Origin of the sequence: Streptomyces collinus (assembly GCF_031348265.1) — a bacterium.
Lineage (GTDB): Bacteria > Actinomycetota > Actinomycetes > Streptomycetales > Streptomycetaceae > Streptomyces > Streptomyces collinus.
This window is the reverse complement of the sequence record NZ_CP133771.1, coordinates 8,381,396-8,394,962: the sequence shown is the minus strand read 5'-3', so window position 1 is coordinate 8,394,962 and position 13,567 is coordinate 8,381,396. Positions and strand designations below refer to the sequence as shown.

Here is a 13,567-nt window from a genome sequence, read left to right as displayed (position 1 = left end):
GTTACTGCGCCGGGTCGAAGTTGAGCCGCTCCTTCACCACCGGGAAGCCGGCCTTGGCGAAGTTCGCCGCCATCGGGAAGTTGCCCCGGTCCGTGGCCGCGGTGACGAACTCCGCCCCCTGCTCGACCAGGAAGTGCGTGCACTCGGCCAGCAGGTCGTAGGCGTAGCCGTGGCCCCGTTGGTCCGGCAGGACACCGATGAAGCCGATGGTGGGGCCCGACGGATTGTGGGCCGGGATGTGGATGCCGGCCATGTCACCCTGCGGTGTGTACGCCACCTGCCACCACTCGCGCGGCGACGGGCACCAGTGGAAGAAGTCGAGCTCCTCCTGGGCCGCCCGGTCGAGTCCGCCCTGCTCGATGTCCTTGAGCGCGTGGGCGTCCAGGGTGACGGAGTGGATGCGGCGCAGGGCGTCGAAGAACACGGCGTCGTCCGGTTCGGCTCGGAACTCCAGACGCCCCGGCCGCTCGGGCAGGCCGACGCCGGGGGTCCAGCGGTACAGCAGGCGTTCGACGAGGAGCTCGTAGCCGGCCTTGCGGGCGGCGGTAACGAGGGTGTCGGCGGCGGCGCGCAGGGCCGGGTCGTCTCGCCAGTCGGCGGGCAGGTTCACCTCCAGTTCGACCTGCCAGGGGGCGGAGCGCAGGAGTGCGGCGCCCGCTTCCTCCTCGCCTTCGGCCACGTCGAACCAGTTGAGGTTGACGGGCTCGGAGTCGTCGGGGCCGCCCCACCAGGCGCCGCGGGCGACGACACGGCCGTCGCGCAGGGCCACCCGCTTCCAGTCGGGGCGGTGCCGGGTCAGCCGGTGGCCCTCACGGGCGCCGAGCGGGTCGGGCAGGGTGTCGAAGAGTTCGGCGTCGCTCGTGTCGAGCGCGCGGATGACCACATCGGTCATGGGGTGTCCTCCGGGACGCATGCTGCTGAGAGCGCTCCCGGTCGGTCAGTGGAGGCACGCCTGCTGGGCGGGGAGGGAGCGCGGAAACGGGGTGAACTGCACGGCTCGTCCTCCTTCCGCTGGTCTCGGGGCGTGGCGCGCCACACGCTACGTGATCTCCGGCCGGCGGTCCATCGGTTTCGGGAGCGGCTCAACCGCCTTGTGAGGGAGGGGCGTTCGAGGATCCGGCCGAGGCTGACGTCCTTCCGGCCGGGGCCCGCGGCCGTCCGTGGGGCGCGGGGCCCGGCGTGCGGCGGCCGGTCGGGCGTAGCAGCGTGGTGGTGTGAGCAGTGTGCGCGGCCGGCTGGCGCGGCGGGACCCGGACCGGCGGGGCTGGCTGCGCGGCGCACCGCCGCCCGGCTGGGCCCGGGTGCTGCCGTCGGCGCTGCTGGCGGGGGTGTGCGCGGCGGAGCTGATCAGCCCGGAGCCGCTCGACATCGGCTTCCTGCTGGGCGCCATCCCGCCGCTGGCCGTGCTGGCGCACGGCCCGGTGGCGACGGCGGTGCTCGGCGCGCTGGTGGTGGTCGTGCTGACCGTGCCCGTCTTCAAACTCGATGATCCCGGCAGCACGGATCTGCTGACCGTGTGTTTCGTGTCGGTGCTGAGCGTGCTGTTGTCCTATGTCCGCAGCAGGCGGGACGCCCAGCTGGTCACCGAGCGGACCGTCGCCGAGGCGGCGCAGCGGGCCGTCGTGCCGCCGCTGCCGGAGCGGGTCGGGGCGGTGCGGTGCGCGGGGCTGTACCGGGCCGCGCAGCGCGGGACGCTGGTCGGCGGCGACTTCTTCGACGTACGGGCGGGCCCCTACGGCGTACGGGCCGTGATGGGTGACGTGCAGGGGCACGGGCTGTCGGCCGTGGCCACGGTGGCGGCGCTGCTGGGGGCGTTCCGGGAGGCGGTGCTGGACCAGCCGGACCCGGAGGCGGTGGCCGCCCGGCTCGACCGGAGGCTGGCGGTGGACTCGGCGGGCGACCCGCACGCCGAGTTGTTCGCGACGGCAGTGCTGCTCGACTTCTCCGCCGACGCCCGGATCGTGCGGATCGTGGCGTGCGGGCAGGCCGGGCCGCTGCTGCTGCGGGACGGGCGGGCCGTCGAGCTGGACGTCGAGCCGTGCACGCCGCTCGGTCTCGGTCTCGCCGAGGCCGCTCCGCCCCGGGTCGTCTCGGTGCCGCTGCGGGCCGGGGACCGGCTCTTCCTCGCCTCCGACGGGGTGACCGAGGCCAGGGACGCGAGCGGCGCCTTCTACCCCTTGGCCGAACGGCTGCCGGGCCTGGCCGCCGAGGACCCGGTCGCGCTGGCCGAGCGGGTCTGGACCGACCTCGTGCGGCACTGCCCCGACGTACAGGACGACGTCACGATGCTGGTGCTCGCGCCGCGTCCGCGGGACGGGCTCTGACAACGGCGGCCGGTGGCGGGGCCGCGATGCTTCGCAGGCCGCCTCCGGCGGGCCGTACGGCCGGTACGTCAGTCCTTGATCTCGCGCTCGTCGCCGGACGCGGGGTCGAGCAGCCCGATGACGTTGATCGAGTTGCCGCAGACGTCGGCGTTGATGTCGATCGGGATCTGGATGACGTTGCCGGAGAGGACGCCGGCGCCGTCGGTGGCGATACCGACGAGGCCGTCGTGCGCGCTCGCCGTACCGGCGCAGGCCGGGCCGGCCGCGGCGGTCGCACGTGCGCAGGGAGTCGGTCCCGCCCGTGACCCCGCTCGCGGAGCGCGTCCCGGCCCCCGCCGCCACCCTCGTCACGGAGAGCTCCTGCCGTTTCGCGGGGACACGTGACTCCACCGTCACCCGGAGCAGGACGGCGCGACATCCATGGGCGACCGGACGGGGTGCCGGGGCCGGCACCGCGCTCTCCGGATGCAGGCCGCGCTCCCGGGGGCAATGGTGATATCGGACCCGTTTTTCAGCACCGGGGCCGCCCCGGCGATCCGGACCCTAGGAGCAGAGAACATGTCGACGTCAGAGCCCGCCGCATCCCGGCCGTCCGAGGACCGCGCCACCCCGGACCGCCTGCTCCACGCCCGCACCGGCACCGACGTGTCACCGGAGGACCTCGTCCTCGCATCGGGCAAGGACATCACCCCGCGCAACATTGAGTGGGCCAAGCGCAAGCTGGCGGCCGAGGGCCCGGCCGCCCTGGACAAGCTCCTGCCCTAGCACCCCTGGGCAGGCACAGGGAAGGCCACCGGCCCGGCGCGGATGCGCTCGGGTCCGGTGGCCTCGCGCATGCCGGCGTGGGCTCACGCCGGCGGGCGGGTCACACCCGGCCGTCGTCCTCCGGAAGGGCGTCGTCGTCCTCCACGACGTGCACGGCGGCCTCTTCCGCGCCGGCCGCTCCGCCGTCGATGCCGACGTCCGTCGCGACGGTCTCCTTCGTGGTGTCGGCGTGGGTGCCCTCGTCCGGGGCCACCAGCCGGCCGGCGCGGACGGTGCCCGCCTCGGGGTCCACCGGTTCGCCGTCGCTGTCCGGGGTGTCGCCCACCCCGTCCCCGGCGGGCCCGGCGGACACGTCGGGGACCTCCTGGGCCAGCCGTTCGTCGAGGGTCTCGCCCTCGTGCTGCTCGGCGGCGGTGGTGCCGCGCTTGGTGACGCCGAGGGGCTTCTCCGGCGGGGAGTAGCCCTCGTCGAGGGTGTCGTCGTACGTCCGCTCGTCGACGGCGTCCTGCAGGTCCAGCGGCGCGGCGTCCTCCTGCTCCTCGTTGGTCCCGGTGGGCTGGTACGCGTCGTCCGCCATCGGTTCGGGGCGCATCGGTTCCGTGCCCATCACTCCTGCCTTCCTGTCGCGCTGCTCGACTCGTCCGTCTCTCGTGTCCGTTCCGCGTTTCCCGTTACGCGGGCTTCAACCTCGCCGGCTGCGCCCCGGCCGGGGAGGGAGGGACAGAACGTCCCGCAGGCCAACAGGAGTTAAAACCCTGGGCTGCCCCGGACATTACCCACCGGTCAATCTTGAAAGATCAAGGAGTGGGACTATCATCACTCGCACACACGCTGTGACCGGCTGCCGACGCGGCGGCAGCACGGTATCCACGACCCCTGTTTCATCGCACCCGGGCCCGAGGTCATCCTCCTCCGTCCGGCGGCGAGCTCCACCCCACCCCCCAACGCCCCGGGACGGCCTGCCCGCCTCCGGTCGTGCACGAGTGAAAGCAGCGCATCCATGAGCTACAGCAGGGGCAGAGGGCTGCAGGCCAATGTCCTCAGCACGTTCGACACCGTGGTGATGGCGGTCGCCGGCAGCGCCCCGGCGTATTCGCTGGCCGCGACCACCGCCGTCCTGGTCGGCGCGGTGGGGCTGGCCAGTCCGGCCGCCCTGCTGTACTGCGCGATACCCATGCTGGGCATCGCGCTGGCGTTCAGCTACCTCGGCCGGATCGACGTCAACGCGGGTGCCAGCTATTCCTGGGTGGGGCGCACCCTTCATCCCTTCCTGGGATTCATCAGCGGCTGGGCGCTGGTGATCTCGGCGACGATCTTCATGGTGGCCGGTTCGCTGCCCGCCGGGTCGATGACGCTCGCGCTCTTCGACGAGAAGCTGGCCGAGAGCACCGCGCTGTCCACGGTGGTCGGCGCGGCATGGTTCCTCATCATGCTGTTCGTGGTGCTGGGCGGCGCCCGGCTCACCGTCCGGGCGCAGCTGATCATGTCGGGTGTCGAGCTGGCCATTCTGGCGCTGTTCGCGGTACTCGCCTTCTTCCACACCGGCAACGCCCGCGCCTTCGACTGGTCCTGGCTCGGCTTCTCCCACTTCGACGGCATGGCCGGCTTCGCGTCGGGCGCGCTGATCGCCGCGTTCTACTACTGGGGCTGGGACGTCACCAGCAACCTCAGCGAGGAGACCCGCAACAGCCGCCGTACGACGGGCCTCGCGGGCCTGATCGGGGTGGGCATCGTCTTCCTGCTGTTCGAGGTGTTCACCATCGCGGTGAACGTGATCCTTTCCTCGAAGCAGATCGAGGAGAACGACGCGAACGTGCTGGCGGTGCTCGGCGAGGAGATCTGGCCGGGCTGGGGCGGAAAGCTGCTGATCGTGGCCGTGATGCTGTCCACCATCGCCACGCTGGAGACGACGCTGATCCAGGTCACGCGCTCGCTGTTCGCGATGGGCCGGGACCGTACGATGCCGGCGGCGCTGGGCCGGGTGCACCGCCGGTGGAACACCCCCTGGGTGGCGATCGTGGTGGTCGGGGCGGTGGCGCTGGCGATGTTCATCGCCTCCAACGCCCTGGGCTCGGTGGGTGACATCCTCTCCGACGCCATCTCGGCGATCGGCCTGCAGATCGCGGTCTACTACGGGCTCGCCGGCCTCGCGGTGGTCGTGGCCTACCGGAAGATGCTGCTGAAGTCCCCGGCCAACTTCCTCTTCGGCGGCCTGTGGCCGCTGTGCGGCGCCCTGTTCATGTTCTGGGTGTTCGTGGAGTCGCTGGGCGAGCTGAGCAGTGCCGCCATCACGATCGGCATCGGCGGCCTCGCGGTGGGGCTGGTCCCGATGCTCTGGTACTGGCGGCAGGGCAGCGACTACTACCGGCCCGCGAAGCTGGACGCCTCGCGCGCGGTCGAGGCGGACTACGTCCCCGACGAACAGGACGCGCACGCCCGCGTCCACGAGGGTCTCTCCACCGACTTCTGAGGAGGACCCCGATGGCGCGAGGCAGTCTCAGACGTGGTTTCACTCCCGACTTCGACCCCGACTGCGGGGACGCCGACCTCACCTCCGCCCGCCAGGACGTCGTGATCGGCCGCTGGCAGGGGCTGCGCGACCTGCTGGGCGCGACCGGCCGCGACTGGGCGGCGCGGGGGCACCGGATCCGGCAGCTCGCGCAGGTGTGCGCGGGCAGTTCGACGGTGGAGTCCTGGCTCTCGGCGGACGCCCACAGCGCCGACGCGCTGGTGCTGCGGGCGGCGACGGAGACGGCCCGCACCTTCAACGTGGCCATCGCGGCGGGGCGGGGCGTGCCGATCGACCAGCACCGCGTGGACGCCGCCGTGCTGGCCTGCCTGACGGCTGCGGAGGCGTACCCGGAGGATCCGACGCCGTGGGTGTCGCTGATCTCGGTGGCGCGCCTGTACCCGTCGGGGGTGCGCCGGCAGGAACTGGGGCGCTGGTGGGACGAGTTGCACGGGCGCGACCCGTACAGCATCGAGGGGCACCTCCAGGTGCTGCACTACTACTCGGCGCGCTGGCACGGTACGCACGGCCTGATGTACGACTTCGCCCGGGACGCGGCCGGGGTGGCGCCGCCCGGCTGTCCGCTGCCGGTGCTGGTGCAGTATGCCCGGGTCGAGGAGTACCGCTTCGCCCTGGACGCGGCACAGGGCAGGCACTCCGCCGTGGGGCTCTCGCAGCACTGGAGCCACGACGGTGCGGCGAGCGACCTGCGGCGGACCTGGCAGCGCTGGGTCATGAGCCGGACGGAGAGCGGGATCGCGCCCGCCGAACTCCGCGATTTCAGCTACCTGGCCCACGCGGCCTGTTCCGCCGGTGCCAAGGACATCGCGGGCGTCCTGCTGGGCATGCTGGGGCCCCGCGCGACCCGCACCCCGTGGTCGTACACGGGCGATGCGGAGAAGCAGATCGTCAAGTGGCGCAAGGAGCTGCGGCTGGGGGCGTGAGCACCTGCTACGAGTGCTGCTGGGGGGCCAGGTCCCCCGACCACTTCTCCTCGATGCGCCCGGCCCTCCACACCACGAGCGCCACCACCCACGTGGCGAAGAACAGGGCGACGACCACGTAGCCGAGGACGTTGAGGTCGAGGCCGGAGATCCAGTCCCAGAAGGGGCTGTGCAGGTGCAGCTGCCCGGCGAGCAGGCCGAGGAGTTCGACCGAGCCGATGAGGAGGGCCACGGCGACGGACAGGCCGGTGATGGTGAGGTTGTAGTAGACCTTGCGAACCGGCTTGGAGAAGGCCCAGCCGTAGGCGAAGTTCATGAACGAGCCGTCGACGGTGTCCAGGAGGCACATCCCCGCGGCGAACAGGACGGGCAGGCACAGGATCGCGTACCAGGGCAGCCCGGAGGCGGCGCCGGAGCCGGCCAGGACGAGCAGGGCGATCTCGGTGGCGGTGTCGAAGCCGAGGCCGAACAGCAGGCCCAGCGGGTACATGTGCCAGGGCTTGGAGACGGACTGCATGACCCGGCCCAGCAGGCGGTTCATGAGACCGCGGTTGTCCAGCTGCTCCTCCAGGGCGGCCTCGTCGTAGCGGCCCGAGCGCATGGCGCGGAACACCTTCCAGATGCCGGCCAGGATGACGAGGTTGACGCCCGCGATGAGGTAGAGGAACGTCCCGGAGACGGCCGTGCCGATCAGGCCGGTGACGTCGTGCAGCGCGGAGCCGTCGTCCCGGACGGGCCCGGCTAGGGTCTTCACGCCGAGGGTGAGCAGGAAGGCCAGGGCGAAGACGACGCTGGAGTGGCCGAGGGAGAACCAGAAACCGACCGACAGCGGCCGCTGCCCCTGCCCCATCAGCTTGCGGGTGGTGTTGTCGATCGCGGCGATGTGGTCGGCGTCGAAGGCGTGCCGCATGCCGAGGGTGTACGCGGTGACTCCGATGCCGACGCCGAAGGTCTGCGCGCCGATGGCGTGGTGCTCCGGGGCGACGATCGCGACGAGGGTGAACCAGCCGATCACGTGCAGGGCCAGGATGACGGCCGCCATCCCCCCGACCCTGGTCCACTCCCGCCGCGTCATGGAGCTGCGGACGCGGCGCCAGGCCGTGCGCTGGGCGGGGGCCGGGGCGGGGAGGCGCGGAGTGGACTCAGGGGCGGCCGTCATCGGGGGAAGGTCTCTCTGTCGGATGAACGGCTGCGACAGACAGCCTTGCGCCATCCTCCAGCACCTGCAAGTCGTGTGCAGTAAAGCCCGTGACAGGTCTTGTCCATGGAACCGAAAACTCCGCCGGCGGGCCGGCTTTACGGCCGGGGTGTCACACCCCGGCGCTCGGCGGGCCGTCCTTGCCGCCGGGTGTCACACCCCGGCGTTCGGTCCGTCCGGCCGGGTGTGCCGCTGCTCGACCATCTCGCGGCTGAGCTCCTCCGTCTCCCTCTCGGCCAGCCGCTCGAAGCCGTCCTCGGTGATGACGGAGACGATGGGGTAGATGCGGCGGGTGAGGTCGGGGCCGCCCGTCGCGGAATCGTCGTCCGCCGCGTCGTACAGGGCCTGCAGGGCGGCCAGGGCCGCCTCGCGGCGCGACATGCCCGGTCGGTACAGCTTCTTCAACGCGCCCCGGGCGTACGGCGATCCGGAGCCCTCGGCGTGGAAGCCGAACTTCTCGTAGCGGCCGCCGACGACGTCGAAGGAGAAGACGCGGCCCCGTGCGCCCTCGGGAGCCGCGGGGTCGTAGCCGGCCAGCAGCGGGACGACGGCGAGGCCCTGCATGGCCTGGCCCAGGTTGTTCCGGATCATGGTGGCCAGCCGGGTGGCCTTCGCGGCGAGGGTCATGGGGATGCCCTCAATCTTCTCGAAGTGCGCCAGCTCGACCTGGTATAGCTTCACCATGTCCACCGCGAGCCCGACGGTACCCGCGAAGGCGACCGCGCAGTGGTCGTCGGCGGGATGCACCTTCTCCAGGTCGCGCTGGGCGATCAGGTTGCCCATCGTCGCCCGCCGGTCGCCCGCGATCAGCACGCCGTCCCGGTAGGTGAGGGCCAGCACGGTCGTGCCGTGGGGGGCGCCCTCGGCCCGGACGCCGTCCGGAAGGACCCGCCGGGTACTCAGCAGTTCGGGGCGGTGGGCCGCCAGGAAGTCCGTGAAGGACGAGGAACCCGGGGTGAAGAACTCCTCCCCCAGCCTGCCCTCGTGATCGCTCGCCGCCATGCCGTTCCCCCCTCGATCGTGGCCGTCGTCCGACTCCTACCTGAGCCGGACGGCCGGGAAACGTCGGCCGGGGCGTCAGGGGCCCGGTGCGACACGGACGTCCAGGCCGGAGATCCGGTGGACGGGCCAGGAGCGGGCGTAGCGGGGCGGGGTGCCGCCGGCCGGTGCGAGGTGGGCCACCGGGAGACGGTCCGCGGTGCGCAGGATGCCGGCCACGGTGATGTTCTCGTTGTTCCCGGACGTCGCCCCCGAGAAGCAACCGGTGTAGTAGCCGACGGGGATGGCCTCGTGACCGGTCAGCAGGCAGGGCGGGCGGACGCCGAGCCGGTGCAGCGCGTCGGCGCTGCGGTCCCAGTCGCGGCGGCTGTCGATGTTGCGGGACACGGCGCCGTGCAGAACGGCGAGCTGAGCCGCGAGATGCCCGGCCAGGCAGAGCGGGACGACGGCGGCGGCCACCGTGCGCCAGGTCCCGCGCGGAGTTCTGACCAGGTGCCACAGGGCGTCGGCGACCGGGATCGCGAGCAGCGCGTAGGCCGGCTGGAGGAAGCGCGGCGCCGCGTAGCCGATCATGAAGAGGTACGGCAGTGCGGCCGTGGCGGCGCAGGCCAGCGGGACCAGGGTCCGTCCCGTGCGCCCGGCCCGGACCGCGACGGCCAGCCCGAGTCCGGCCAGGACGGGCAGGGCGAACCACCAGAGGGTGACCAGGGGGGTGGGCATCGGCCCGGTGCACGGCCGGCACAGGGCGCGTCCGCCCAGGCTGCGCAACTGGTCGTCGACGGCGATCTGCCAGCCCAGTCCGCCCTGGATCCGGGAGGCCTCCGCCAGCCGCTCCCCCAGCCCGCCGAAGCCGGTGTAGGCCTCGATCGCCCACGGCACGGCACCGGCCGCGAGGCCTGCCACGAGCACGAGCAGGAGTCGCACGTGGCGGCGCACCAGGGCGAGGACCAGCAGCGGCACGGCCACGTAGACGGCGTCCGTGGGACGCATCCACGCCATGAGCGCGGCGCCCGCCGCGAGACCCCACAGGAGCCCAGGGGAGGAACGTTCCGCCCGGGCCCGCAGGAAGCAGCCGACGCTGATCAGGGCTCCGATCGCGACCCAGTAGTTGGGCATGGCCTGCGGACCGTAGAAGAGGGTCATCCACAGGGACGCGAAGAGGGCCCCGCCCAGGACCAGGACGCGGGTCGGGAACAGACCCCGCCAGCAGCGCAGGGCCAGGTAGAGGGCGATGCCGGACAGCAGGGCGAGGTAGACGCGCAGCAGCGGGACGGACGACGACCAGGACGCGACGGGCGCGACCAGCAGCGAGACGCCGCGGGAGCGGGGTGCGCTGAAGAAGGCCGCGGGGTGGTGCGAGGTGACCTGGCTGACGTAGACGATCTCGTCCCAGCCGAGGCCCAGTGCGGGCCGGACGAGGGCGAGCTGCGCCAGGGTGAAGACGGCGGCCAGGGCGGCGAGCGGCCGGTTGCCGCGCGCCCAGCGCGTGGCGCGCGGCCCTGTCGGCTGCTCGTCTCTCCGCCGTTGCACGAGGATGGCGTTCGCGCCATCGGTCATGTTCCGCCCCTTACCCCGTCGGTCGAGAACACGATCAAGCTAATCCGCGGGGCGGTGGTGTGCCGGGTGGAGTTCGGCCGAATGCCTGACCCCCGAGAGCGGGGTCAGCGGGCGTTCGGGGCGCGGTGCGGGGGCTGGCCCGGGGCGGGGCGGTGGGTCAGCTCGGGAATGGGCCGCGAGACGGGGGCGTCCTCGCCGACCGTCAGTTCGGTGCCGTGGTGCCGGATGGTCAGGGGCGTGCCGGAGGTCAGGGTGTACGTGGCCCGGTCGGCGGTCAGTTCCACGCGCAGGCAGCGGCCGAGGAAGCCCACCGTGAAGGCGAGCCGGCTGTACCGCTCGGGCAGGCGGGGTGCGAACCGCAGGGCGCCGTCGCTGCACCGCATGCCGCCGAACCCGGCGACCAGCGCCATCCAGGTGCCGGCCAGGGAGGCGATGTGCAGTCCGTCGCGGGTGTTGTGCTCCAGGTCGCCGAGGTCCATCAGCGCGGCCTCGGCCGTGTAGTCGGCGGCCAGGTCGAGATGCCCGGACCGGGCTGCCATGACGGCTTGGACGCAGGCGGACAGGGAGGAGTCGCGGACGGTCAGCGGCTCGTAGTAGGCGAAGTTGCGGGCGATCTGCTCCTCGTCGAAGAACTCCTCGAAGAACGCGCCGCAGGTGTACATGGCCAGCACCAGGTCCGCCTGCTTGATGACCTGCTTGCGGTACAGGTCGAAGTAGGGGAAGTGGAGCATCAGGGGGTACTGGTCCGGGCCGGTGCGGTCGAAGTCCCAGCGCTGGTAGCGGGTGAAGCCGGCGTGCTGCTCGTGCACACCGAGTTCCTCGTTGTAGGGGACGTTCATGGCCTCTGCGGCGTCCCGCCAGGCGGCCATCTCCTCCTCGTCGGCACCCAGCCGCGCGGCCTCGTCGGGATGGCGCTTGCACGCGTCGGCGGCGGCCAGCAGGTTCGCCCGGGCCATCAGGTTGGTGTACGTGTTGTCGTCGGCGATGGCGCTGTACTCGTCCGGTCCGGTGACACCGTCGATGTGGAAGGTGCCGCGGTCGTCGTGGTGGCCGAGGGAGCGCCACAGGCGGGCCGTCTCCACCAGCAGCTCCACGCCGACCTCGCGTTCGAAGGTCTCGTCGCCGGTGACGGCCACGTACCGCACGACGGCGTCGGCGATGTCGGCGCCCACGTGGAAGGCCGCCGTCCCGGCCGGCCAGTAGGCCGAGCCCTCCGAGCCCTCGATGGTGCGCCAGGGGAACGCGGCGCCGCGCAGGCCGAGTTGGGTGGCGCGTTCCCGGGCGGCGGGCAGGGTGTCCAGGCGCCAGCGCAGGGCCTCGGCGGCGGACTTCGGCGCGGTGTAGGTGAGCAGTGGCAGCACGAACGCCTCGGTGTCCCAGAAGGCATGGCCGTCGTAGCCGGACCCGGTGAGGCCCTTGGCGGGGATGGCGCGCTGTTCGGCGCGGGCACCGGCCTGGAGGACGTGGAAGAGGGCGAAGCGGACGGCCTGCTGGATCTCCTCGTCGCCGTCGATCTCGACGTCGGCACGGGCCCAGAAGTCGTCGAGGTAGGCCCGCTGGTCCTGGAGGAGCCCCTGCCAGCCGCTGTGCCCGGCCGCGGCGAGGGCCGCCTCGACCTGGTCGCTCATGGCGGGCCGGGAACGGACACCGGACCAGCCGTGCGCGACCAGCTTCTCCACGCGCAGCCGCTCCCCCGGCTCCAGCACGGAGGTGACGGTCAGCCGGGACACGTCCACGTTGGACTCGCTGCTCGTGGTGGTCCGTTCGGGGCCGGTGACGGTGTGGTCGGCGGCCACGGCGACCCGCAGGCCGCTGCGGCGGGTGCGGTGGACCAGCCGCAGCCTGCTGCCCTCGGCGAGGTCCTCCTCCGGCTCCAGCGGCGACTTCAGCGCCTTGGCTGCGCGCGGGTCGCCGTCCGGCTCGGGCAGGCTCTCGTTGGCGACGAGTTCCGACTGGACGACCACGCGGGTGCGGCTGTCGACGGGCTCCACCTCGTACGCCACGGCGGCTATCGCGCGCTGGGTGAGGGACACCAGCCGCGTGGAGCGCACCCGGACGGTGGAGCCGGCCGGGGAGGTCCATTCACAGACCCGCTCCAGGACGCCCCGCCGCAGGTCGAGGGTCCGCTCGTGGGTGACGAGCCGCCCGTAGCGCAGGTCGAACGGCTCGTCGTCGACGAGCAGCCGCAGCACCTTGCCGTTGGTGACGTTGATGGAGGTCTGGCCGGACTCCGGGTAGCCGTAGCCGGCCTCGGCGTAGGGCAGCGGGTGCAGTTCGTGGACGCCGTTGAGGTAGGAGCCGGGCAGGCCGTGCGGTTCGCCCTCGTCGAGGTTGCCGCGCCAGCCGATGTGGCCGTTGGACAGGGCGAAGACGGACTCGCTCTGTGCCAGGACGTCGAGGTTGAGTGCCGTCTCGCGCACGGCCCAGGGTTCGACGCCGTACGCCCGCTGTGTGATCACTGCGTGTCCCCCAGTTCGGCGAGGTCCTTCACCACGATGTCGGCGCCGTGCCGGTACAGCGCGTCGGTCTGCCCGACCCGGTCGACTCCGACGACGTAGCCGAATCGGCCCGCGCGGCCCGCGTCCATGCCGGCCAGGGCGTCCTCGAAGACGGCCGCCTCGGAGGGGTCGACGCCGAGGTCCTCGGCGGCGGCGAGGAACGTGTCGGGGTGCGGCTTGCCGGGCAGCTTGCGCTCGGCGGCGACCACGCCGTCGATGCGCACGTCGAAGAAGTGCTCGGCGCCGATCGAACGGAGCACGTCACGGCAGTTGGCGCTGGAGGAGACGATCGCCGTGCTGAGCCCGTGCGCGCGGACGGCCTCCAGATAGCGCAGGGTGCCGTCGTAGGCCTCGACGCCGTCGGTGCGGATCTTCTCCAGGACCAGCTCGTTCTTGCGGTTGCCCAGTCCGTGCACGGTCTCGGCGCCCGGTGGGTCGTCCGGGCCGCCGTCGGGCAGGTCGATGCCGCGGGAGGCGAGGAAGGTGCGCACCCCGTCGGCGCGTGGTCGCCCGTCGACGTACTCGTCGTAGTCCGCCGCCTCGAACGGCCGGAAGTCCGCGCCGTCGCGCTCGCGAAGGAAGGCGTCGAACATCTCCTTCCAGGCGGCCGCGTGCACGACGGCTGTCTTGGTGACGACGCCGTCGAGATCGAAGAGACAGGCGTGGATGGCTGCGGGAAGACCGAGCTGCGTCATAAGGGACCGGTTCCCCGCCCGGCGATGTTCCAGTGAGTGGCGCACGCCACACGCAGGGGCGCGCGAGGGGCTGCCGGG

11 protein-coding genes and 1 pseudogene are annotated in these 13,567 nt (G+C 72.4%); 4 read left to right on the top strand and 8 right to left on the bottom strand.

Features of this window, described 5'->3' with window-relative positions; translation table 11 throughout:
* Position 1: 1 nt before the first annotated feature.
* On the bottom strand, positions 2–892 hold the full coding sequence (locus RFN52_RS37835) for a GNAT family N-acetyltransferase (protein ID WP_184853426.1): 891 nt from the start codon (positions 890–892) through the stop codon (positions 2–4).
* 322 nt (positions 893–1,214) lie between these two features.
* Here RFN52_RS37835 and RFN52_RS37830 point away from each other — a divergent pair, with 322 nt between their 5' ends.
* Complete coding sequence (locus tag RFN52_RS37830; RefSeq protein WP_311241157.1) at positions 1,215–2,324, top strand: PP2C family protein-serine/threonine phosphatase; 1,110 nt, start codon at positions 1,215–1,217, stop codon at positions 2,322–2,324.
* Positions 2,325–2,392: 68 nt separating this feature from the next.
* Here RFN52_RS37830 and RFN52_RS37825 read toward each other — a convergent pair.
* Positions 2,393–2,551, bottom strand: a pseudogene (locus RFN52_RS37825) (chaplin); the annotation flags it as partial.
* 331 nt (positions 2,552–2,882) lie between these two features.
* Between RFN52_RS37825 and RFN52_RS37820 the strand changes: the two are divergent.
* Positions 2,883–3,089 (top strand): hypothetical protein, encoded by a 207-nt coding sequence (locus RFN52_RS37820; protein ID WP_184853425.1) that lies wholly within the window; start codon positions 2,883–2,885, stop codon positions 3,087–3,089.
* A 100-nt stretch (positions 3,090–3,189) separates the two neighbouring features.
* On the opposite strand, the gene RFN52_RS37815 is transcribed toward RFN52_RS37820, so the two are convergent.
* On the bottom strand, positions 3,190–3,681 hold the full coding sequence (locus RFN52_RS37815; RefSeq protein ID WP_184854187.1) for a DUF5709 domain-containing protein: 492 nt from the start codon (positions 3,679–3,681) through the stop codon (positions 3,190–3,192).
* Between the two features lie 408 nt (positions 3,682–4,089).
* Here RFN52_RS37815 and RFN52_RS37810 point away from each other — a divergent pair, with 408 nt between their 5' ends.
* Positions 4,090–5,559 (top strand): APC family permease, encoded by a 1,470-nt coding sequence (locus tag RFN52_RS37810; RefSeq protein WP_184853424.1) that lies wholly within the window; start codon positions 4,090–4,092, stop codon positions 5,557–5,559.
* 11 nt (positions 5,560–5,570) lie between these two features.
* Positions 5,571–6,542, top strand: a complete 972-nt coding sequence (locus RFN52_RS37805) for a hypothetical protein (protein WP_184853423.1) — start codon at positions 5,571–5,573, stop codon at positions 6,540–6,542.
* A gap of 7 nt (positions 6,543–6,549) precedes the next feature.
* Here the strand turns inward: RFN52_RS37805 and nicT are convergent, their stop codons facing one another.
* The 5 genes from nicT to RFN52_RS37780 all read right to left on the bottom strand — a co-directional run bounded on the left by nicT (position 6,550) and on the right by RFN52_RS37780 (position 13,489).
* Positions 6,550–7,701: a Nickel transporter NicT gene (nicT, locus tag RFN52_RS37800; RefSeq protein ID WP_184853422.1), complete on the bottom strand. Its 1,152-nt coding sequence runs from the start codon at positions 7,699–7,701 to the stop codon at positions 6,550–6,552.
* 192 nt (positions 7,702–7,893) lie between these two features.
* On the bottom strand, positions 7,894–8,742 hold the full coding sequence (gene prcB / locus RFN52_RS37795; RefSeq protein WP_184853421.1) for a proteasome subunit beta: 849 nt from the start codon (positions 8,740–8,742) through the stop codon (positions 7,894–7,896).
* 75 nt (positions 8,743–8,817) lie between these two features.
* A complete protein-coding gene (locus RFN52_RS37790; protein ID WP_184853420.1) occupies positions 8,818–10,296 on the bottom strand; it encodes a hypothetical protein in 1,479 nt (492 codons plus the stop codon).
* A gap of 104 nt (positions 10,297–10,400) precedes the next feature.
* On the bottom strand, positions 10,401–12,755 hold the full coding sequence (locus tag RFN52_RS37785; protein ID WP_184853419.1) for a glycoside hydrolase family 65 protein: 2,355 nt from the start codon (positions 12,753–12,755) through the stop codon (positions 10,401–10,403).
* Complete coding sequence (locus tag RFN52_RS37780) at positions 12,752–13,489, bottom strand: beta-phosphoglucomutase family hydrolase (protein WP_184853418.1); 738 nt, start codon at positions 13,487–13,489, stop codon at positions 12,752–12,754. Before RFN52_RS37780 ends, RFN52_RS37785 begins: the two co-directional genes overlap by 4 nt.
* Positions 13,490–13,567 lie beyond the last annotated feature (78 nt).